The organism is Thalassolituus oleivorans MIL-1 (assembly GCF_000355675.1).
GTDB classification, from domain to species: domain Bacteria; phylum Pseudomonadota; class Gammaproteobacteria; order Pseudomonadales; family Oceanobacteraceae; genus Thalassolituus; species Thalassolituus oleivorans.
The window spans coordinates 2338866-2359272 of record NC_020888.1 but is presented as its reverse complement, the minus strand read 5'-3'; the positions used below and the strand labels follow the sequence as shown (position 1 = coordinate 2359272).

Here is a 20407-nt window from a genome sequence, read left to right as displayed (position 1 = left end):
ATGAAAAAGCTGACCAACTACGTCGCTCATGTAAAGCAGAAAATGAACTCTAGTGATTGGGATGTACCTCATAATCTTGCAGAACATTTGATCAAAACCGCTGAATTAGCTGGCCAGTTTGCTCCTAAAAATTCAATAGAGTGGGCGTCACTTACAGGCCAGTGGCATGACCTAGGGAAATATAGAAAGCGCTTTCAAGACTATATTCGTTATCAATCCGGCTTTGAAAGAGAGAACGCCCATATTGAGAACAGCCAACGCGCACCCCATTCTACGGCAGGTGCTATTCATGCTGTGAGCTCTTTGCCGCCAATCGTTGGACATATTGTTGCCTATATGATTGCAGGTCATCATGCAGGCTTACCAGACTGGGAAGGTGGCAGGGGCAGTCTCAAATATCGATTGAAGGATGGCGAGCAGGAATATCAGGAAGCGCTACAAGAGGCAATTCCAGACGATATTCTTCAGTTTTCAGCGCCTCAATTTCCATCATTTATTCAAAATAAGGATGTGCTTCCACTTTGGATTCGTATTCTATTTTCCTGCTTAGTGGATGCCGACTTTCGTGATACAGAATCCTATATGGCTCCAGAGAAAACCAAACAGCGGGGAAGTTACCCTGACTTAAATGATCTACTTATTCGCTTTGATAAAGAAATATCAAAGCTACGGGAAAATGCGCCAGATACACCTCTGATAAAAATAAGAAATGAAATATTGGCTGCTTGTAATAAAGCGGCGGTATTAAAGCCCGGCTTGTTTAGTCTGACGGTGCCGACAGGAGGCGGAAAAACTCTTTCCAGCTTGTCATTCGCATTACGTCATGCGAAAAAGTTTAATAAACGTCGGATTATTTATGCCATTCCTTTTACCAGTATTATTGAACAAAATGCTGAGGTTTTTAGACAGTTTCTTGGTGATGAATCTGTCTTAGAACATCACAGCAGCCTAGATGTTGACCCTGGAGAAGAAAACTCAAAAGCAAGGTTGGCGACTGAAAACTGGGATGCCCCTCTAATCGTAACGACTAATGTCCAGCTATTTGAATCTTTATTTGCCTCAAGAACCAGCCGTTGTCGCAAGCTGCATAATCTGGTGGATAGCATCATTATTCTGGATGAAGCCCAGCAAATACCGCGTGAGTTCCAAGCGCCAATTACTCAGGTAATGCAGCAAATGTCTGATCACTTTGGCGTGACCTGGGTGCTTTGTACAGCAACACAACCGGATTTATCAGCAGCACAGGACTACCTTGGTCGTACCACGTTCAATGGATTAAATAACATACGGGAAATAGTTAGTGACCCAACCCAGTTAGCGCAACAACTCAAACGAGTTGAGGTGGTATTACCAAAGCATGATGCCCCCATAACACCCTGGCCTGAAGTTGCTGAACAGCTATCACAAGAAGATTCTGTGTTGGCCATCGTCAACACCCGAAAAAATGCCAAAGATCTTTATGGCCAATTACCCAATGATGGTAACAATTTACATCTTTCTGCCAATATGTGTGCTGAACACAGAACGAACGTCATTCAACAAATAAAACACCGTTTGGCTACCAGAAGGGCAGGCGATACTCGTCCGTTACGTGTGGTGAGCACGAGCCTTATTGAAGCGGGGGTCGATGTAGACTTCCCCGTGGTTTATCGAGCGATAGCAGGGCTGGATTCCATCGCGCAATCGGCAGGGCGCTGTAATCGTGAAGGCAAACTGGAATCAGGAAGAGTGATTGTTTTTAAGCCTGAGCAACCTTCACCGCCTGGGTTTTTGAGGGATGGAGAAAGTGCCACCCTAGAGATGATAGGCGCAGGTTTATTGGATGACCCTCTCTCTCCAAGCTCCTTCCTTCGTTATTTCAAAGCCCTAAACAATAAGGCGGATAGAGATAGGCACAAGATACTATCGGAATTTTTAAAAGTTAAAGTCACTCAAAAAAATGAACTGGCAATTCAGTTCCGTAGTGCTGCTGAAAAGTTTCGATTAATAGATGATAAAGGGGTTTCAGTGATCGTACCTTTTCAGCCAAAAGAGGGGAGCACATGCCCTGTGGAAACCTGGATTGAGCAATTGGAAAGAGACCCCTTGGAAAAGTGGATCTATAAAAAGCTACAACGCTATACCGTCAGCCTGCCTGAGCGAATAGCTCATGAACTGGTTAAAATCGGGGCAATAGAGCAACGTGCTGGGTTAAAGGTACTTATGAGTAAGTATTATGATTCTGTATGGGGAGTTTATGGCCCTGACGATTTATTAGATGGGGTGATTTAATAGAAGGGGCACCGAAGTGCCCCTGTGTACTACAGAAAGTAATGAATATTACCTAGTTTCTATCCGCACCCCCGATTCAGGAGCGACAAGGTTATATTACTTAATATTACCTAGAATTGAAAGTTGGGATATTTAGGTTTAGCATATGCTTATCGCGATTATTTGTGGGGCATATGCTATGGGGCTTGGTTGGATACCCGAGGCGCTTAAAGTTCTGGAGAAGTATCCAGCCAGCCGCTTTTGGGGGGGGGCTGGTGATTTCTGCTTTGGTATTTTTAGGGGCAGTTTGGTTGTATACCAATTGATAGTGAAGGAAAGGAGCAACAATGGGATTTTGTATAGAGGTCAGTGGCGATTACGCCTGCTTTACACGGCCAGAAATGAAAGTAGAGCGCGTTAGCTATGACGTGATTACTCCATCGGCGGCGCGTGCCATCTTTGAGGCGATTCTGTGGAAGCCTGCCATTCAGTGGAATATCCATAAAATAGAAGTTCTGAAACCTATTCGCTGGGTCAATATTCGGCGTAATGAAGTGGGTTCGGTGCTACCAGTGGGGAACGTCAATAAGGGCATGAAGGGTGGAGAGCTGCCCGTACAATACATAGAAGAGCAACGCCAGCAACGCGCAGGTCTGATACTCAAGGATGTGGCATATCGCCTACATGCCAGCTTCGACATGACCAGCAAAGCTGACGCCGGAGATAACCCAGGCAAGTTTGCAGAAATGTTTAAACGTCGTGCGAAAAAAGGCCAGTGCTTTAATCAACCCTATTTAGGTTGCCGAGAGTTCAGTTGTGAATTTCGCCTGATTGAGGAAGGAGCAGAAGAGCTAGCTGCAATTCCTGACTCTAAACCCTTAGGCTGGATGCTCTACGATATGGATTATCAAGCTAAAGAAACAATTCCGTTATTCTTCAATGCCGATATGCAAAACGGCGTAATACAAGTACCTGCGAAAAACAGTGAGGAGGTAAGGGGATGATACTGCAATCACTGAACGAATATTATAACCGCAAAGAATCAGAGCTACCCCCTTTTGGCTTTGAAGAAAAAGCCATCCCATTTCTGATTATTATTGACAAGGAAGGACGCTTTATTCATTTGGAAAGAACGGGCGAGATAGAAGATAAAAGAATTCAGCCTCAAAGCTTTGAAGTACCACAGGGAAAGGGTCGTAGTGGTGCAAAATCCTACGAAACCGCCTATTTGCTGTGGGATCACTATGGCTATGTGCTTAATCAACCTAAGCTTGATAAGCCAGATGCACAGCCAAATAAAAAAGCCATTGATGATGCCGAAAAACAACACCAGAGTTTTAAAACCCAAATACAGCAATTACATACTGATCTACCTGATGATGAAGGGGTGGCTGCTGTTTATCATTTCCTGAACTCAGCAGAACAAATAGATATGGTAAAGCAGCATGAATACTGGCTTGAGTGCTTGAAAATTAAAGGCTGCAATATGGCTTTTAAACTGGCAAGTGAAGACTACCTTGTCTGCCAATCTCCAGGAGTGGTTGATTGGGTAAAATCTCAACCCTTGCCGGACGAAGATACAGCAGAGGGCTTGTGTCTGGTAACAGGAGAAAAAGCCTCTATTGTGCGCCTGCATGATGCTATTTCCGGTGTGGCTCAAAAGCCAGCCCCTTTAGCTGCTATTAATGATTCGGCTTACTGCTCCTATGGAAAAAACAAAGCCTTTAACTTTCCTGTCAGTGTGGATGCCAGTTTCAAATACGCAACGGCTCTCAATCATTTACTGCGTAAAGGTTCGCCCAATAAATTTCGTTTGTTAGATACCACATTTATCTGCTGGGCAGAGAAAACCAGCCCTTTAGAACACCTTCTGCCCGCCTTTCTAACGGACGATGGCGATGACCCGGATAAAAGTGTAGGCATGGTCACCGCCTTATTTAACACTGTTTTTAATGGCGCTTATCAAGAGGATGATGCTACAGAGCGATTTTATCTGCTTGGGCTATCCCCAAACTCCGCAAGAATTGTTATTCGTTTTTGGTGTGTGGGTACAGTCGCTGAATTTTCTGAAAATATTGCTCAATGGTTTCGAGATTTAGATATTGATGGTCGAGATAAATTTGGTTATCCCATGTTTAAAAAATTGCTTCGAGCGACGGCCTTACAATACAAAGATGATAATGTCTCACCTAACTTACCGACAGAATTACTTAGAGCTATTTTGAATAATAGCCCCTTGCCAGAAACCTATATTCAGTCCTTGACTCGTCGTATCAAAGCAGAGCAGGGGCACATTACCTTTAACCGTGTTAGTGGTTTAAAAGCCTACCTGACACGTCGCTATCGACTAAACAAACAGAGGGAATTAACAGTGTCACTAGATAAAGAAAATACTGAGATAGGGTACTGCCTAGGGCGGCTATTTGCCGTGCTGGAAAAGTTACAGAAAGATGCACAGCCAGGAATAAATGCGACCATTAAAGATCGTTATTATTCTAGCGCTAGTTGTACACCTGGAAGTGTCTTTGGTACGTTAATTCGATTGTCTAACCATCATTTGAAAAAACTAGAACAACCAGGTTGGCGAGTTAATGCAGAGAAGAGGATTGGTGAAGTAATGGAATTAATACCCGCCTTTCCATCGCACCTGAATCTAGAACAACAGGCGTTATTCGCCGTTGGTTATTACCACCAGAAACAAGATTTTTATAAAACTAAAACTGAACCAGAAAAGGAGAGCACTCATGAGCTTGCAGAATAGATACGACTTTTTATACCTCTTTGATGTAAAGGATGGAAATCCTAATGGTGATCCCGATGCGGGTAACTTGCCACGAATAGATGCCGAAACAGGTATGGGTTTAGTAACAGACGTATGCTTAAAGCGTAAAGTCAGAAACTTCGTGCAACTGACCCAGCAAGAAAAAACAGGATACAAAATCTTTGTTAAAGAAAAAGCTATTCTGAACAATTTGATTGATGAGTCACACGAACAAGAAGCCGTTGCCAGTAAAGAAAAGGGCGATAAAACGGAAGCAGCAAAACAATGGATGTGTGATAACTACTTTGACGTGCGTACCTTTGGTGCTGTTATGAGTACGGGAAAAAATGCAGGGCAAGTGCGTGGGCCAATTCAATTAACCTTCTCACGCTCAATTGACCCTATTGTTGCCAGTGAGCACAGCATTACCCGTATGGCTGTAACTACTGAGAAGGAATCAGAAAGTCAGAAGGGCGATAACCGCACGATGGGACGGAAATTTACCGTGCCCTATGGTTTGTATCTGTGTAAAGGCTTTATCTCAGCAAATCTTGCTAATCAAACTGGCTTCGGTGAAGAAGATTTAACCCTGTTTTGGCAATCATTAGAGCAAATGTTTGACCATGACCGTTCAGCCAGTCGTGGTGAAATGAGTCCCCGTGGCCTGTATATCTTCAAACACAGCAACGAGTTAGGCAATGCCTCAGCCGCGAGCCTGTTTGATCGGGTGAAGGTGACTAAAAAGCCGGAAGTCGATGTAGCCAGATCCTTTGATGCCTACCAAGTGGATGTCATAGAGAATGGTTTGCCTGAAGGTATTGAACTGATTCGTAAGCTAGGTTAATTAGAAGGAAAGGGTATGGATAATCAGAAAATAACATTATTCATATCTGCCATCCAACACTACGCCTACTGCCCACGTCAATTTGCTTTGATACATGTCGAGCAAGCGTGGGCAGATAACCGTTTCACTGCCGAGGGAAATCTCCTGCATCAACGAGTGGATGCAGGAGATCCTGAGCAGCGCGGTAAAGTTCGTTTTGAACGCGCTGTGCAGCTAAAGTCTGAACGATTGGGTTTGGTTGGTAAATTGGATTTACTGGAAGTTGAGCAAACTGCCAGTGGCTCTGAATTTCGACCTGTAGAGTACAAGCGTGGCAAAGCAAAAATGCAAAATTGGGATCGTTTACAAGTTTGCGCTCAAGCACTTTGCTTAGAGGAAATGCGGGGCATTACTGTAACCGAAGGCGCTATTTGGTATTGGGAAACCCGACATCGGGAAAAAATCGTTATTGATTCTGTTCTTCGTAAAGAAACAGAAGATGCCATTCATGCTGCTAAAGAGTTGCTTTCACAGGGACGAACGCCGCCGCCAGTTGTTGATAAAAAACGCTGTAAAGCCTGTTCTTTAGTGGATCTTTGCGAGCCTGAAGCTTTCCGACAGGATCATTCGGCCACTTATATCAGGACGATATTTGAATCATGAAAAAGCTGCTCAATACCCTCTATATAACTCGCCAAGAAACCTATCTTCATAAGGAACGCGAAACCATCGTTATTAAGCAAGGTGATGACAAGCTTGCTCAATTTCCTTCTTTGGCATTAACCAATATTTTATGTTTTGGTCGAGTTTCAGTTTCTCCTTTTTTGATGGGGTATTTAGCAGAGCAGGGGATTGGGTTAAGTTTTTTTACTGAATACGGTCGATTTCTTGTACGTATGCAGGGGCCGGAAACCGGCAATGTTCTATTACGACGTACTCAATACCGTGTGGCGGACAACGAAGAGCAGTCGTTAAATGTCGCGCGTTTAATGATTGGAGCAAAAATCGCAAATAGCCGAGCAGTACTGCAACGTGATCTAAGAAATCATGGTGAAAACCCAAATCTGTTATCAACGGCTGACAAGTTGGCCACCAGTTTACGAAGATCTAAGCATGCTGAATCACTGAGTTCTTTGATGGGGATTGAAGGTGATGCTGCGAGTGCTTATTTTTCTAGCTTTCAGGAACGAGTTAGAAGTCCCGGTTTTAACTTCAATGGAAGAGTGCGACGGCCACCAACAGACCCTGTGAATGCCTTGCTCTCTTTTGCATATTCGATGATTACACAAGAATGCGTGTCAGCCTTGCAAGGAGTCGGGCTTGATCCTTATGTTGGGTTTCTTCATCAAGATCGTCCAGGCCGGCCGAGCTTGGCACTGGATTTATTAGAAGAATTTAGAGCAGGCTGGGCTGATCGATTGGTATTAACCTTAATCAACCGGCAACAGCTAAAACTAAAAGATTTCACCCACGAAGCCAGTGGTGCAGTACGATTGACCGATGATGGTCGAAAGACATTCTTGACGCATTTTCAGGAACGGAAAAGAGAAGAATTATTGCATCCATATTTAAAAGAAAAGATCCCTTTAGGTTTATTGCCGCATTGCCAAGCTACTTTACTGGCCAGACATTTACGCGGAGATATGGAATATTACCCTCCGTGGCTGGTGAAATAATATGTTGATGTTAATAACCTATGATGTCAGCGTAACCACATCCGATGGACGCAGGCGGCTGCGTAATATCGCCAAAGTTTGCCTTGACTATGGCACCCGTGTTCAGAACTCTGTGTTTGAATGTGAAGTTACTCCAGCTCAGTTTGTAGAGTTAAAAAACGAACTGCTTTGTATCTACGATTCTGATGAAGACAGCCTTCGTTTTTACTATCTGGGTAAAAAAGGGCGGGAGAAAGTAGAGCACTTTGGTGCGAAAGCGGTTATCGACCCTCACAATAGCACTTTGATTTTGTGAATCAAAAATCTCTCCGCTTACCTGTGGTTCTCAGTAAAACCCCATAGGTTTAGCGATATCGTAACTATCTGATTTTAAATAACTTATTTAGAATTAATTGATTCTTTAGGTTTACCGTCAAGTAAATTAGCAAGGTTAGCGGAAAGTAAACTCTTTTCGTATGTTCTTTAACAACTTAGACTTGAACAGTCGCGTCCTTCACGGGCGCGCGGATAGAAACAAATTGGATACTTGAGACTTGAACTCACCTTCAGGAGTCGCGTCCTTCACGGGCGCGCGGATAGAAACGGCTATGACGCAGACTAGGCTTGATATTCGGGCTGTCGCGTCCTTCACGGGCGCGCGGATAGAAACACGCATCGCCGCCGAGTTGTTTGGTATGGGTGCTCGTCGCGTCCTTCACGGGCGCGCGGATAGAAACCAAGTCTCTCATTAACTTCAACAGCAACAACTTCGTCGCGTCCTTCACGGGCGCGCGGATAGAAACTGGTACATCAAGATAGAATGCATTTTGCATATAAGTCGCGTCCTTCACGGGCGCGCGGATAGAAACTGCTGTTTTGCCGGTTAGGTCATCGGCAAGACCGTCGCGTCCTTCACGGGCGCGCGGATAGAAACGCAAAATCTCTCAGGCGTCAAATTAAACTCAGTGCCAAGTCGCGTCCTTCACGGGCGCGCGGATAGAAACAGCGACAGAAGTAGCAAGCGCAGGAACCCCTGAAAGTCGCGTCCTTCACGGGCGCGCGGATAGAAACCCTGAAATTGTTAAGCGCCTTTACCCGATACCAAAGGTCGCGTCCTTCACGGGCGCGCGGATAGAAACTGGTAAAATGATACAGATGCGCCACCCGGCTGTTGGTCGCGTCCTTCACGGGCGCGCGGATAGAAACATCGAAAGGGAAGTTTGTGTTCGGCGGTATGCAAAGTCGCGTCCTTCACGGGCGCGCGGATAGAAACTTTATCCAGTCGGGGATGGTTGTCATTAAACAACGTCGCGTCCTTCACGGGCGCGCGGATAGAAACATGTGAGCGTTGAGAAACACCTATGAGCGAAAGAGTCGCGTCCTTCACGGGCGCGCGGATAGAAACATACTGATTAAAGCTGAATCCGCGAATCGCCTCGTCGCGTCCTTCACGGGCGCGCGGATAGAAACTTATTAGCTAGTCAGGTTACTGGTAAACCATTCCGTCGCGTCCTTCACGGGCGCGCGGATAGAAACGCCCCAGTAGTTATGCTGCTGGGGCACTCCTTAAGTCGCGTCCTTCACGGGCGCGCGGATAGAAACAGGCTTGGACCGAATTAGGTCTAGCAGCGTTTGAGGTCGCGTCCTTCACGGGCGCGCGGATAGAAACAGATTGCGTCGGTCTCAATAATATAGCTACCTCGTCGCGTCCTTCACGGGCGCGCGGATAGAAACCGGTAATGCTCAACGGCGTCGCCGGTGATTTTTGTCGCGTCCTTCACGGGCGCGCGGATAGAAACAAGAGAAGTCTCTTTCTTCAACTGCGCAGGCTATGTCGCGTCCTTCACGGGCGCGCGGATAGAAACAAAACCCGGCTTTGCTTTTAAGTGTGGCGAATGGGTCGCGTCCTTCACGGGCGCGCGGATAGAAACAATCAGTTGCTGGCAAGCGTGTTGACCTATCTGGGTCGCGTCCTTCACGGGCGCGCGGATAGAAACATTGTAGACTTCATCCCTATACGGGAATATAACTGTCGCGTCCTTCACGGGCGCGCGGATAGAAACATGGCCACAATAGCATTGATAACATTCAATATTGTCGCGTCCTTCACGGGCGCGCGGATAGAAACATGCCGCCACGACCACCAAAAAGGCATTTATACGTCGCGTCCTTCACGGGCGCGCGGATAGAAACAGATTAGACACTTGAGACTTAAACTCGCCATCTGGTCGCGTCCTTCACGGGCGCGCGGATAGAAACTTGGTTTAATTCTTTAACAACCCTCTTACTCATTGTCGCGTCCTTCACGGGCGCGCGGATAGAAACACATTGATCACATCAAGCCTGTCAGCAAGGGCGGGTCGCGTCCTTCACGGGCGCGCGGATAGAAACAATCTTAGCAATGTGCGCTAATACAGATATTAGGTCGCGTCCTTCACGGGCGCGCGGATAGAAACACGGCTTCAAAGAATGCTTTGCATCTAATGGCTACTGTCGCGTCCTTCACGGGCGCGCGGATAGAAACATATAAAGAAGCTCGTCACGTGTCGTGTTTTTGTGTCGCGTCCTTCACGGGCGCGCGGATAGAAACTATTAGGGTTCGCGGTACATTTTACAGTTCAGAATGTCGCGTCCTTCACGGGCGCGCGGATAGAAACTCTTTGAATGCTTGAACACTCACATGCTTGCCGAGTCGCGTCCTTCACGGGCGCGCGGATAGAAACTCGCAATTGCTAGCGAATACAAACTGAACCCCCGTCGCGTCCTTCACGGGCGCGCGGATAGAAACAGTATTAGCGGCTCCAACTTCTCAACCAGAAGAAGTCGCGTCCTTCACGGGCGCGCGGATAGAAACTCAGTAAGAACTACACTGCCAAATTTTACAGTCGTCGCGTCCTTCACGGGCGCGCGGATAGAAACAAATAATCGAATATTGGCAGAGTTAAAAGGTCTGTCGCGTCCTTCACGGGCGCGCGGATAGAAACATTTTTCCGTGTGTCGCGTATTGTCTGGTGCTGAAGTCGCGTCCTTCACGGGCGCGCGGATAGAAACTGGTGTCATCTGACGGCACACCCCCTGTGCTTTCGTCGCGTCCTTCACGGGCGCGCGGATAGAAACTCTAGCTGTTACTTTGCTCACTGATGTTAAGTGCGTCGCGTCCTTCACGGGCGCGCGGATAGAAACATCCGGATATTGCATGGCGATTGAATGAGATATGTCGCGTCCTTCACGGGCGCGCGGATAGAAACTGAAGGCGATGAAGGTATTGAAAGTGATGAAGTTGGTCGCGTCCTTCACGGGCGCGCGGATAGAAACAATCACCGACAATAACAACTGCTGCTGCGTGGGGGTCGCGTCCTTCACGGGCGCGCGGATAGAAACAGCATAGTACGAGCTATGTGCATCCAATTTGGCAAGTCGCGTCCTTCACGGGCGCGCGGATAGAAACAATCGGTGTGACGTTTGGTCAGCACTGGGAATACGTCGCGTCCTTCACGGGCGCGCGGATAGAAACCAAGGTGGGCACGGGAGTATCACCGGCTATATGTGTCGCGTCCTTCACGGGCGCGCGGATAGAAACGTAGACAATCGCCTTCGTGATCATCGTCTCAATGGTCGCGTCCTTCACGGGCGCGCGGATAGAAACTTGTTTCGGAACTGGAAAAGGCAGCTAGTTGACGTGTCGCGTCCTTCACGGGCGCGCGGATAGAAACTAAGCGCGTTACTTCACAGCCTGCGGTTTGTAGGCGGTCGCGTCCTTCACGGGCGCGCGGATAGAAACAAGAAGAAGCAATCGCGGCAGCTGCATTAACGCGTCGCGTCCTTCACGGGCGCGCGGATAGAAACTGAGTTATCGCTTTGAATATCTCGCCGCGCTGGTGTCGCGTCCTTCACGGGCGCGCGGATAGAAACCCACCGCGACACCGGCAGCGATACCAGCCGACGCGTCGCGTCCTTCACGGGCGCGCGGATAGAAACTCTGAGTTAACGCTCGGCACTCGCGTTGATATTGTCGCGTCCTTCACGGGCGCGCGGATAGAAACGAGCCTCAAAAAGGCGAGCGTTACAACATGATGGTTGTCGCGTCCTTCACGGGCGCGCGGATAGAAACTCGCTGCACTGGTGGCGTCGCCGCAGCGTTACGACGTCGCGTCCTTCACGGGCGCGCGGATAGAAACAAAAAGTGAGTGACTGGGAATCATGAGTCGAGAGTCGCGTCCTTCACGGGCGCGCGGATAGAAACGATAAGTGTGACTTTGTTTACTGATCGTGACATGTCGCGTCCTTCACGGGCGCGCGGATAGAAACATAACAGTTTCCGTATTGGTTTTACTGATTATTGGTCGCGTCCTTCACGGGCGCGCGGATAGAAACTTTTTAGTTCAATTTTCAACTGCTGAGCCTCAAGGTCGCGTCCTTCACGGGCGCGCGGATAGAAACCGCAAACTCCATGCCTTTCGTAACAGCGTTGTAAAGTCGCGTCCTTCACGGGCGCGCGGATAGAAACTTATCAGCCTTTCTTAGCTGCTTTAAGAATGCTGGTCGCGTCCTTCACGGGCGCGCGGATAGAAACCTGTGCATCCGTCAGTTCCAGAACCGCATTGCAGAGTCGCGTCCTTCACGGGCGCGCGGATAGAAACATACTCAAAAACAAAAGTGGCTTACAACAACTCGGTCGCGTCCTTCACGGGCGCGCGGATAGAAACATCAATACCCTTATCTCGGATATTTGATTCCATATGGTCGCGTCCTTCACGGGCGCGCGGATAGAAACTTTGCCTTGCAGTGCGTTGCGTAGCAGAGCGAATGTCGCGTCCTTCACGGGCGCGCGGATAGAAACACCGTAATGATTGATTTTATCGAGGGCCACAACAAGTCGCGTCCTTCACGGGCGCGCGGATAGAAACTCATAATCAGTTACTCCGTAATTTCGCAATAACGTCGCGTCCTTCACGGGCGCGCGGATAGAAACATTGACCAGGGGCAGTACGAAAAATGGTCTCCAGGTCGCGTCCTTCACGGGCGCGCGGATAGAAACATGCCGGTGATAAAGTGATAATCGACGGCGAGCGTCGCGTCCTTCACGGGCGCGCGGATAGAAACATAATGACAAGCTAAGAGAAATGGTTATCGTAAAGTCGCGTCCTTCACGGGCGCGCGGATAGAAACAGGAATGCCAACGCACATTATCCGGTGGCAATCAGGTCGCGTCCTTCACGGGCGCGCGGATAGAAACAGGCATATCTCGACCGGCAAATGCGGCGCGAATCGTCGCGTCCTTCACGGGCGCGCGGATAGAAACTAGAAATGTCTCGCTGGAAGCGGAACGAGATAGGTCGCGTCCTTCACGGGCGCGCGGATAGAAACCGTATCAGGATTAAAGCGGCTTGATCAATCGCCAGGTCGCGTCCTTCACGGGCGCGCGGATAGAAACATTACAGCAAGGGCATTTTGCTGTGACAACCGGAGGTCGCGTCCTTCACGGGCGCGCGGATAGAAACTTATGGATTTAGCAATGAATCTTGGGGATATTGAGTCGCGTCCTTCACGGGCGCGCGGATAGAAACTCGGTGCCTTCCATGGCTGTCGAGAGTTCGTCGCAGGTCGCGTCCTTCACGGGCGCGCGGATAGAAACTGACACGAGAGCCAGAACAGAAAAAAGTGCGCGACGTCGCGTCCTTCACGGGCGCGCGGATAGAAACTAAAACTGCGGTTAGCGCGGTGCGATCGGCTTCGGTCGCGTCCTTCACGGGCGCGCGGATAGAAACAGGTTGTCATAACTGTTGCAGATGGATCGACAGAGTCGCGTCCTTCACGGGCGCGCGGATAGAAACTCGGTAAGTCGCTTAGTGCTATATGCTGCTGCGTCGCGTCCTTCACGGGCGCGCGGATAGAAACCGTGCCTACGCGCCCCAATTGGCAAGCCATACGGTCGCGTCCTTCACGGGCGCGCGGATAGAAACACAAGTGCCGTGCTCGAGCAAATGCTTGGCCACTAGTCGCGTCCTTCACGGGCGCGCGGATAGAAACTAGTAAACTGCGCCAAATCGTTATACGCCTTACCGTCGCGTCCTTCACGGGCGCGCGGATAGAAACTAAATCATCGGCTAACTCGTCTTTTTCTTTGCGCGTCGCGTCCTTCACGGGCGCGCGGATAGAAACAGTTTGTTCCTGGGCGGCTTTTACATCAGCGTCGGTCGCGTCCTTCACGGGCGCGCGGATAGAAACCATCGTAACGTGGCGGCGGTAATTGATGCCGCGAGTCGCGTCCTTCACGGGCGCGCGGATAGAAACCACCTGGCACTGACCATATTTTTATTAGTTGGTCGTCGCGTCCTTCACGGGCGCGCGGATAGAAACTGCAAAAGCGCTTGAATACGAGCTAACCCACTTCGGTCGCGTCCTTCACGGGCGCGCGGATAGAAACAATAGTGTCAGCCTCATCTGCCCAACCGCTTATCGTCGCGTCCTTCACGGGCGCGCGGATAGAAACTTGTAAACCACTGGTGCGCAGCGCTCTAGCCGTTAGTCGCGTCCTTCACGGGCGCGCGGATAGAAACAAGACGGGCGCTATGGCGACAGCGCCGCGGTCTGTCGCGTCCTTCACGGGCGCGCGGATAGAAACGGTTTTCGGCAGCAAGATGGGCGCATCACTCAAGGTCGCGTCCTTCACGGGCGCGCGGATAGAAACGGTTTTCGGCAGCAAGATGGGCGCATCACTCAAGGTCGCGTCCTTCACGGGCGCGCGGATAGAAACATCCGTTTTTTGGAATGGCTACGAGGCATTAGCCGGTCGCGTCCTTCACGGGCGCGCGGATAGAAACCAGTTAACGTTTACGCTATCCAGCTCTTTATAGTGTGTCGCGTCCTTCACGGGCGCGCGGATAGAAACAAGAAAATTGCCGCCATCGCTTTGAATGCGTACGTCGCGTCCTTCACGGGCGCGCGGATAGAAACAAGACCTTATCAGTCACCGCAACATGAACGCACGTCGCGTCCTTCACGGGCGCGCGGATAGAAACAAAGCTATACGCAACAGCGCCGTCGTGCGGGCCTGTCGCGTCCTTCACGGGCGCGCGGATAGAAACTCGCACACCCTTCCGCAATACGCCGCGCCAAATTAGTCGCGTCCTTCACGGGCGCGCGGATAGAAACGTTCTCAGTTTTAAGCGTGCTCTCAACCAACCCGGTCGCGTCCTTCACGGGCGCGCGGATAGAAACTGCTCAACAGCAACATGGCGAACAATATTCAGCAGTCGCGTCCTTCACGGGCGCGCGGATAGAAACAAGAAACCAAACCGAGCTATGCCATCGCGCCAAGTCGCGTCCTTCACGGGCGCGCGGATAGAAACAAGAAACCAACCCGCTCACACAAACCGAGCTATGTCGCGTCCTTCACGGGCGCGCGGATAGAAACCCTAAAACGCCGTCAGGCTGCTTTATCGCTGAAAGTCGCGTCCTTCACGGGCGCGCGGATAGAAACTGAACATTGCTTGTGAACCATCGCCCCCATCATGTCGCGTCCTTCACGGGCGCGCGGATAGAAACTAGCTGGCCGCCCTCGCTTAAAATCTGACTCTCGTGTCGCGTCCTTCACGGGCGCGCGGATAGAAACGTCATACCCATCAAGACCCCGCGCGGGTTGATCGAGTCGCGTCCTTCAAGGGCGCGCGGATAGAAACCTGTATGAGTGGGATCCAGTCCTAACGCCAGATGTCGCGTCCTTCACGGGCGCGCGGATAGAAACAGATTGGTTAGCCGGTACAGAGTCTGCTACGGCGGGTCGCGTCCTTCACGGGCGCGCGGATAGAAACATAACTGAACGTCTCTACACTGCGAGTAGATATGTCGCGTCCTTCACGGGCGCGCGGATAGAAACAAAGTGGACTGCTTCGCAGCCCGTTAAAATCTGGGGTCGCGTCCTTCACGGGCGCGCGGATAGAAACATGGTACGGCACATGGATGCCTAAAATGATTCAGGTCGCGTCCTTCACGGGCGCGCGGATAGAAACTTTTCCCGCTACGGTTAATTCTGATGCAATTTGGTCGCGTCCTTCACGGGCGCGCGGATAGAAACTGGCAATTCAGCACCGGAGAGGACGAGAAAAATCGTCGCGTCCTTCACGGGCGCGCGGATAGAAACAGTTGCGCAATATAAGTAATGATATTTACGCTATGTCGCGTCCTTCACGGGCGCGCGGATAGAAACCAGACAATCTATGATGCAACATTCTTTGATGGTTCACTGCCGAACAGGCAGCTTAGAAAACCTACAACTGAAACTCATTTTCCCCGTTAGTTTCGACCACTCTATAGTTCTCTGTCAGCGTTTACACCAATAACTGCGTGATTTTATGAAACTCAGTATAATTTTTATCTATTACCGATTCGGTTATATTACGACTCGATATTATCTAAAGGACTGAATTAATGAACCCTATCAAGGACGTCTTGCGAGAAACAGTAGCTGACGCTAAGTCGAAGAGTCATGCTGATAACGATTACAAGACCTTCAAGCGAGTCGAATCTAAATTCGCCAGAATGAACCGGGCCCGCTTGGCAGCAAAGCTTGAACAGTATCGTGAAGGTGGCTTTCAGATGACTACTGCAGAGTTGATGCGGGAGCGTCACTCGTCAGAAATGTTGGGTAAATTCCTAAGAATTAGTGGATTTTCGCGCCCTGGTCCCAAATGGGAGGCTCATCATATCGTGTCCACAATACATCGCGAGGCAGTAGCCATGAGGTTGCTTATCGCAGATGATGATTTTTCGATAAGAATTGATGATCCTGATAATGGCACTTGGATGCCAAAGACAAAAGCGGATGCTAGAGCAACGATTTATCCGGATGCTATTGGTCATAACAGGATTCATAGGCAGCGATATTATAGGTGGCTTGAGAATACCGTTACAGCATTTGATGATGGTGCTCAGGTGCGAGCTTTCTTGAATACAGTTCGTGTACAGCTTTTACACGGCAATATTAAAGACGAGATTAAGCTTCAACAAGAGATTGATGAGGCTGAGTATAATGACTGGCTTAAAAAGAACGTGTGAATATGATTTATCAATTAGATCCTGATTTTGAAAGATTCTACTCCTTTGACTTTGATGTAGAAGACTTGCTAGAAAAAATGCCTAGATATAGTCAAAGATTTAGGGCAAAACCGAGGTTATCTGATTGGGTTGAACCTGAGGGGAGGTTTTATAGAAGTCAGTGTTTCTCCGGTGACACTAAATCTGTGCCTGATATGTCGGTTTGGGCCTTGGGTAATTTGATATTAAATGAAAGAGCTTACGGTGTATTTTCAGAATTTATTGGTATGGCAGGCGAGTTTCTCCCTCTAACCGTAAATGGTTGCGCATTTTATATGTTCAATACACTTAAGGTTCTGAATGGTGATCAAGTCGACTGTTCAAATGCAGTGGATATAATTGATTCTGGTGTTCACTTCGGGAAGGCTGGCTTCGATATTCTTGAAGATCAACTGAATAAAGTCGAAATCTTCAAGTTAAAAGAAGAAAAGTTAGTTCATAGCTTTGTTACTCAGGGATTTAAGAGCCTGTGTGAGGACGAAGGTCTAACCGGTCTAAATTTTCTGCAAATAAATTGTATTAGTTCAGACTAGATCTGTGTTGAGTTCTATTTAGCGGTTGACTTGGGTGGAGCGTCTTAGACAATCACGCAATTCATAATCCCAAACCTCTTTAATGTGCACTGCCGAACAGGCAGCTTCTGTCCTTACTATTCTCAAAACATCTGCTCATCATTCGGCACCGACAATACTTCCTCGTAGCGTGCTCCTGCTTGCCTTAATCTATCCCGAATAATGCATACCATGGGCGCAGCGAGCGATGCATCTTTGCTGATTAAATGGTATTCAACAAACTCGTATAACGAATCCAAAGATCTGTGTATTAGATACAGTTCTTGGTGCAGGGATAATACGTCGTCCAGTGTTGCCGGATGCGGTGATCGATCGAGTTCTGTCATGTCCATACTCCAGTAGTCGATGGCAATACAGTGCCTATGCCCGATGCACCTGAATATCTGAATTCTGGGCTTTCGTGCTAGGATGCTGGGTTAAGTAATTTTCAATGTCGCTACTTAGGTAGTTGACCCACACACATTAAAGGATCGAGTAGTTATTATCAATATAACGAGTAACAACTACCCGATTGTATTTTTCTATGAAGCTGACACCAAGCGAACGATTATCTCTATTAATGGATACTGAAAAGCTGAAAACGCCCTTCCTAGAACAGCGGACAGGCATTAAAGCAGATCGTTGGAAAAACGTTAAAAGTGGGCGAACTGAGCTTAGAGTTTCTGAAGTTGAAGCATTGAAGTACATATGCCCAGAATATTGCTATTGGCTCGCTACCGGTGAAGAGCTGCCTGAAGCTGGGCAAATAAGCCCAATGACCAAAAAGCTTACGATGTCTTAACATCCATCGACAATGTATGGCCCACTCTGAAATACACACCTATAACTACGAAGATTGGGTCTCTAGACTATTAGTCAATCAGCTTTCGGAGTTTGCGATGCGAAGCCAACTCAACGTTATTCAAGCTTTGCTAAGAGATGGGAAGCAAGAGCCATATGTTATGCTCCCGCCATCGGCAGTGAAGGAGTGATTCATGTTTAAACTATTCAATGACTTATACAAGTATCAATCTTACTTTATTGATAACAGTAACTTTCTTGATTTACTCGACCCTTTTATTGGCGAACTTGAAGCTATGAGATTATCGGTATCCTCAGTTGCTGTGAAAGAGTTTTGGAAGCCGCTTGAAGTTGAAGTATTTCATAATGAAGGCACTGTCGATTTACCCGATTTATCTATCTGGAGGTTGGGTTTAGTCGTTATGACTAAACGTGCTTATGAATCGCTAGTATCTCTTTTGTCGCCTTTTGGTGAATTTCTACCCGTGAAATTACTGGGTGAAACAGGGTATCTGTACCACTGTACGAATATTCGTCAGTTTTCCGACTCTGAGGTCACTTATCGGATGCATGGAGATATTTTTGCTGGCGTTTCCAGCCTAAAGTTTTCTGAAGGTTTTAACGATCATTGTGTGACTGGTATTCATAAAGTTTGCTCAGATACCTACTTTAGTAAGGAAGTCGCTATGGTAATTAAAGAGCAAAACTTAACCGGTTTGTTGCTATCTGATGATCTTACGTTAATGGCGCCGTATTAAAACATCTGCTCTTCATTTGGCACCAATACATCCTCGTTGCGCAGTCCTGCTTGCCTTAATCTATCCCGAATAATGCATACCATGGGCGCAGCGAGCGATGCATCTTTGCTGATCAAGTGGTATTCAACAAACTCGTATAGCGAATCCAAAGATCGGTGTATTAGATACAGTTCTTGGTGCAGAGATAATATGTTGTCCAGTGTTGCGGGATGCGGTGATCGATCGGGTTTGTCTCTTTTGTTTGTAGGTACAAACCAATTGACTTTTATAAACTATATGATCTAGTCTGTTTCTCGTTTCGAAATTGGAAACATAACAGTAGAGGCAGGCTAGATGTTAAAACCACAAGACACGCTCATAGCGCTTAAGCTATGGGCCGATTATCAACAGCAGCTTGTGATGCCGTTGCGTGAAGCTGCGTCGTTGGTTGGTATCAGCGTGAGCGAGTTCAGCAAAGGTTTGCAACGCTTAGAAGTTGCAAAGCTAGTAGTAGTTCGTGATGGCCGTCGTTTTGTTGAGCGTGGTGCTTTGCTAGAGTGGCTTTGCTACGGCGTACGTTACGCCTATCCGGTTGAGCAAATCGGGTTTGGTCGTGGCGTGCCAACGGCGTGGAATTGCCCTCATGTGAAGTCGGATATCTTGCCGCCAACGCCTGCAACGGTCTGGCAGCAGCCAAAAGGCACAATAGAGGGGGTGATGATTGCCCCAATTCACGATTCAGCGCCGTTGGCCGCAAGTAATAACGCGCTGATGTATCAAGCATTGGCATTGATAGATGCCGTGCGCTTAGGCAAACCAAGAGAGTTGGCAATCGCAAGGGAGTTGCTGACAAAGCTAATTAAAGGGACGTTATGAGCGCATACGATATCAATATTGCTCAGTTGAAGAATATTGCACTGGCTTTGGATGATCTTCTTTCTGAGGTTACTTTTGTCGGTGGATGCACGACGGCGTTATTGGTGGATGAGTCGGCTTTCTTTGGTGTGCGCCAAACCGATGATCTTACGTTAATGGCGCCGTATTAATTGCTAGCAGGTAAATAAATACGCGTAACGAGCAATGTATCTCGCGAAAAAGTTTCGCTCTTACAAAATGACAGCACCTAAGCTTGCCGTCGTCAGTCCAAGAACATCCTAACAGTGTGAGTTGGCCGTTAATTTTAAACTTGTGTACCCATAGGATGCAGAATCTTTGGGCGGTATACTCAGGTATCAAACAAAAGGCCAAAACCCCATGGATAAATTTACCCGTAATTATTTAATCGTGCTGAGTAGCCTGCTGCTTATCGGGTTGGTTTGGTATTTTTACGAAAGCCCCGAGGTTGCGAAGCTGAATTCTGCTTTGAGTAACAATGCCGAGGTGGCGGCGTATCCTTATCGTTTTCGGGTATTTAAGGTTGAGAATGGGGTGGCCACGATGGGCACGCCGCGTTCGCCTGCGTTTGCGGCTTCGCAGGCGTTGGTGCTGTTATTTCCAGAGCTAAAAGGGGTGCCCGTCGGTGCGCCGGAAATGTTCGCAGCTCAGCAGCGAATGGCCGAGATACAAAGCAAGGCTGGAAGTATCGTTATGGGCTTTGATGCGGTTTCTAGTGTGAAGTGGCAGCTAGATGAAGGCTGGCTGCGCAGTAATGGGGTTAATCCCGAGCTCTTATAGCTAAAAGAGCGTTTTTGTTCATATTCTCTTTGGGTCTAGTCACCTACATTTTGCCCTCC

The 20407-nt window shown here is 48.3% G+C and carries 15 protein-coding genes and 1 CRISPR repeat array; of the genes, 14 read left to right on the top strand and 1 reads right to left on the bottom strand.

The genetic code is table 11. The annotated features are described in order from the left end of the window. The 9 genes from TOL_RS10790 (at window position 1) to TOL_RS10750 (ending at window position 17118) form a co-directional block, all read left to right on the top strand. Window positions 1–2271: a CRISPR-associated helicase/endonuclease Cas3 gene (locus TOL_RS10790; RefSeq protein ID WP_015487360.1), complete on the top strand. Its 2271-nt coding sequence runs from the start codon at window positions 1–3 to the stop codon at window positions 2269–2271. Between the two features lie 326 nt (window positions 2272–2597). Then, complete coding sequence (cas5c, locus tag TOL_RS10785; RefSeq protein ID WP_015487358.1) at window positions 2598–3254, top strand: type I-C CRISPR-associated protein Cas5c; 657 nt, start codon at window positions 2598–2600, stop codon at window positions 3252–3254. Continuing rightward, window positions 3251–5011, top strand: a complete 1761-nt coding sequence (gene cas8c / locus TOL_RS10780) for a type I-C CRISPR-associated protein Cas8c/Csd1 (RefSeq protein WP_015487357.1) — start codon at window positions 3251–3253, stop codon at window positions 5009–5011. The genes cas5c and cas8c overlap by 4 nt, the downstream gene beginning before the upstream one ends. Beyond that, window positions 4995–5855, top strand: a complete 861-nt coding sequence (cas7c, locus tag TOL_RS10775) for a type I-C CRISPR-associated protein Cas7/Csd2 (RefSeq protein ID WP_015487356.1) — start codon at window positions 4995–4997, stop codon at window positions 5853–5855. The genes cas8c and cas7c overlap by 17 nt, the downstream gene beginning before the upstream one ends. A gap of 15 nt (window positions 5856–5870) precedes the next feature. Continuing rightward, window positions 5871–6497, top strand: a complete 627-nt coding sequence (cas4, locus tag TOL_RS10770) for a CRISPR-associated protein Cas4 (RefSeq protein WP_015487355.1) — start codon at window positions 5871–5873, stop codon at window positions 6495–6497. Further along, window positions 6494–7510: a type I-C CRISPR-associated endonuclease Cas1c gene (cas1c, locus tag TOL_RS10765; protein ID WP_015487354.1), complete on the top strand. Its 1017-nt coding sequence runs from the start codon at window positions 6494–6496 to the stop codon at window positions 7508–7510. The genes cas4 and cas1c overlap by 4 nt, the downstream gene beginning before the upstream one ends. A 1-nt stretch (window position 7511) precedes the next feature. Beyond that, window positions 7512–7805 (top strand): CRISPR-associated endonuclease Cas2, encoded by a 294-nt coding sequence (gene cas2 / locus TOL_RS10760; RefSeq protein ID WP_015487353.1) that lies wholly within the window; start codon window positions 7512–7514, stop codon window positions 7803–7805. A 188-nt stretch (window positions 7806–7993) separates the two neighbouring features. After that, a CRISPR array of direct repeats spans window positions 7994–15698; the repeat unit is 32 nt; unit sequence GTCGCGTCCTTCACGGGCGCGCGGATAGAAAC. Between the two features lie 221 nt (window positions 15699–15919). Further along, complete coding sequence (locus tag TOL_RS18390; RefSeq protein WP_015487352.1) at window positions 15920–16546, top strand: AHH domain-containing protein; 627 nt, start codon at window positions 15920–15922, stop codon at window positions 16544–16546. Window positions 16547–16548: 2 nt separating this feature from the next. Further along, the gene (locus TOL_RS10750; protein WP_015487351.1) at window positions 16549–17118 is read left to right on the top strand and encodes an imm11 family protein; all 570 of its coding nucleotides are present in this window, start codon (window positions 16549–16551) and stop codon (window positions 17116–17118) included. A gap of 122 nt (window positions 17119–17240) precedes the next feature. Here TOL_RS10750 and TOL_RS10745 read toward each other — a convergent pair whose 3' ends face one another. Next, window positions 17241–17483, bottom strand: a complete 243-nt coding sequence (locus TOL_RS10745) for a hypothetical protein (protein WP_015487350.1) — start codon at window positions 17481–17483, stop codon at window positions 17241–17243. Between the two features lie 197 nt (window positions 17484–17680). On the opposite strand from TOL_RS10745, the gene TOL_RS10740 reads away from it, so the two are divergent. The 5 genes from TOL_RS10740 to TOL_RS10725 all read left to right on the top strand — a co-directional run bounded on the left by TOL_RS10740 (window position 17681) and on the right by TOL_RS10725 (window position 20348). After that, window positions 17681–17938: a hypothetical protein gene (locus TOL_RS10740; RefSeq protein ID WP_015487349.1), complete on the top strand. Its 258-nt coding sequence runs from the start codon at window positions 17681–17683 to the stop codon at window positions 17936–17938. 193 nt (window positions 17939–18131) lie between these two features. Next, window positions 18132–18695, top strand: a complete 564-nt coding sequence (locus TOL_RS18385) for a hypothetical protein (protein ID WP_015487347.1) — start codon at window positions 18132–18134, stop codon at window positions 18693–18695. Between the two features lie 333 nt (window positions 18696–19028). After that, window positions 19029–19550, top strand: coding sequence for a hypothetical protein (locus tag TOL_RS10730; RefSeq protein WP_015487346.1), 522 nt, complete (start codon window positions 19029–19031; stop codon window positions 19548–19550). Beyond that, window positions 19547–19720, top strand: a complete 174-nt coding sequence (locus TOL_RS19040) for a hypothetical protein (protein ID WP_015487345.1) — start codon at window positions 19547–19549, stop codon at window positions 19718–19720. Before TOL_RS10730 ends, TOL_RS19040 begins: the two co-directional genes overlap by 4 nt. 208 nt (window positions 19721–19928) lie before the next feature. After that, window positions 19929–20348, top strand: coding sequence for a hypothetical protein (locus tag TOL_RS10725; RefSeq protein WP_015487344.1), 420 nt, complete (start codon window positions 19929–19931; stop codon window positions 20346–20348). Window positions 20349–20407 lie beyond the last annotated feature (59 nt).